Origin of the sequence: Stenotrophomonas sp. SrG, assembly GCF_050031795.1 — a bacterium.
In the GTDB taxonomy this organism is placed as follows: Bacteria; Pseudomonadota; Gammaproteobacteria; order Xanthomonadales; family Xanthomonadaceae; genus Stenotrophomonas; species Stenotrophomonas rhizophila_A.
On sequence record NZ_JBNBBE010000610.1, the window covers coordinates 1 to 251 of the forward strand.

Annotated in this window: 1 protein-coding gene; it reads left to right on the forward strand. The window is 36.3% G+C overall.

Annotated elements, in window-relative coordinates:
• On the forward strand, positions 1 to 251 hold a 251-nt coding region (locus ACQG3P_RS21025; RefSeq protein ID WP_426806137.1), incomplete at both ends, for a hypothetical protein.

A 251-nucleotide genomic window follows, 5' to 3' on the forward strand; every position in this document is an offset into this window, starting at 1 on the left:
TCTTTAATACGATTTTTGTAACTGTAGCAGGAACTGCAGGACACGTCTTAATTGCAAGTATGTGTGCTTACCCACTTGCTAAGTATAAATTCCCAGGTAGTAAAATCATTTTCATGCTTGTTGTGTACTCCTTAATGTGTGCACCTCAAGTAACTGCAACACCAAACTATATTATCGTTTCATGGATTGGATTAATTGATACACCGTTTGCAATTATTTTACCAGCAATCGCATCTTCACTTGGTCTATAT